Origin of the sequence: Marinobacter fuscus (assembly GCF_003007675.1) — a bacterium.
GTDB classification, from domain to species: Bacteria; Pseudomonadota; Gammaproteobacteria; order Pseudomonadales; family Oleiphilaceae; genus Marinobacter; species Marinobacter fuscus.
This window is the reverse complement of the sequence record NZ_PXNP01000002.1, coordinates 1-1,612: the sequence shown is the minus strand read 5'-3', so window position 1 is coordinate 1,612 and position 1,612 is coordinate 1. Positions and strand designations below refer to the sequence as shown.

The following is a 1,612-nucleotide window of genomic DNA, read 5'->3' as shown; positions in this document are numbered from 1 at the left end:
AGCGTTAAAAAGTCATGGAGACATTCGTATCAAAACTCTAGCTGAACTCTCCTTTGAGTATCTCTGGCTTGTCCTTTTCGCCGGAGAAGACGTGATTGATCTGGATTACTCAGTAAAATGCCAGGAGAACCTATCCGAGTATTTTTCCGCTATGACGCCAGGCGAGAAGGAAGCTTTATCTGCTGTTGCGCGAGAAACTCAAGCAAGGTTGTTGGCAGAGCCTGATGAGCACGGTTACACCCCGCGCAAATTGGTTACTGAGGAGCAACGGGCGTTTCTGGAGGCCTTGGCCTCTGGGGATATTTTTGAGCAATGGGGTTAGACTTTTTAACAAGTCGCAGCAGTACGCGGCCGATGGCCGCCGGACGCCCTTTCCATGGTGCCTTCGGCACCATTCCAAGGTCGCCGCTGTGCTCAGCGTTATAGCCTACCAACTTAGGATCCTGAGTTTGAAAAAAATTATTCTCTTAGCCCTTATCGGCTTTGGTGCGTGGAACTATTACACAAAAAGTGTAGATTCAACGCCGAACCCAACGCCACGCTCATCTGGAGTAGCCGAAATCCGTAGGGAGGCGCCTGTTCAGAACTCCCAAACTAGCTTCAGATGTGACGGACGCCAGTATTGCAGTCAAATGACATCCAGGGCCGAGGCTGAGTTTTTCACGAGAAATTGCCCAAATACAAAGATGGATGGGGATCGTGACGGTATCCCCTGTGAAAATGACTCCCGGTTCTAACCGCGAGAGCTATAACCAGTGCAGGCACGGCGACGCCTACTACATTGCGCCTTTGGCGCCATTCCGCAGGCGCGCATGCTGCAAGCGTTAGCAGTAAAATGAGCATGAATCAGATCAATCGAAATTTTGCTTGGAGTAACGAGTATTCAGATGATTCGTTCGTGGGGATATTTCATGAGGAAAATCTTTGGGATGATGACGAATACTTTAAATTGGAGAATTATCTTTATGAGCAATGCGAAGTATATAAAGACAATGACTTCATCCCAAGAAACGTATTTTGGCCAGCGATGCGGATACATAGTTATTTATCGCTATCCATAGGTTGTCATTTTGATTCAAATGACGGATTTAAGCTGGAGGGGCTTAGTCAAGAGCAGGTATATCAACGTCGTGAGAGGCTGCAGCTAGTATTTGAGGGCTTCTTTAAGGGTGAAATGCCAAACAAGAAATATTTAGGTTATTAATGTGTGCCAAAAAGCTGCTAACAAGTTTGTCCAGTTGACGTTTTGGTCTACGCTCCGTTTTGGGGTGGCTTCGCCACTTTACCCCAAAACTCCACTACAACCAAATCGCAACTGACAAAGGCGTTAGCTGGCAGTGCCTTGGGTCGTTTTGGGTGGTTCGGTGCCATTGGGCCTTGGCCGACAACTGGCAGCAAAATGGAAGTTCTGGAGAATTGCCAAGGCCATCGAAATCCGCCATCGGTTTGGTTGCTCAGCACCTCAGCGGAGTTGGTGTAAAGTTCGGTGTTTCGGTCGCGGGGCTGTCCGCCGAAAATTGGGACGGGGTCTGCTACTCTGAAACTCAGGTTCGTTCACCGCATCGTTTGCGGTGGTTTTAATCACGGTGCATCGGCAGGTGTTGGTGCTAGG

The 1,612-nt window shown here is 48.7% G+C and carries 2 protein-coding genes and 1 pseudogene; all 3 read left to right on the top strand.

Annotation, left to right across the window (positions count from 1 at the left end; all coding sequences use genetic code 11):
- Positions 1–322: pseudogene (locus tag C7H09_RS00025) on the top strand (hypothetical protein); the annotation flags it as partial.
- Positions 225–737 carry an excalibur calcium-binding domain-containing protein gene (locus C7H09_RS20380; RefSeq protein WP_276309293.1) on the top strand — a complete coding sequence of 171 codons (513 nt, stop codon included), beginning with the start codon at positions 225–227 and terminating at the stop codon, positions 735–737. The pseudogene C7H09_RS00025 and the gene C7H09_RS20380, both read left to right, overlap by 98 nt.
- 104 nt (positions 738–841) lie before the next feature.
- On the top strand, positions 842–1,204 hold the full coding sequence (locus C7H09_RS00015) for an Imm41 family immunity protein (RefSeq protein ID WP_165794756.1): 363 nt from the start codon (positions 842–844) through the stop codon (positions 1,202–1,204).
- The last annotated feature ends 408 nt before the right edge of the window (positions 1,205–1,612 follow it).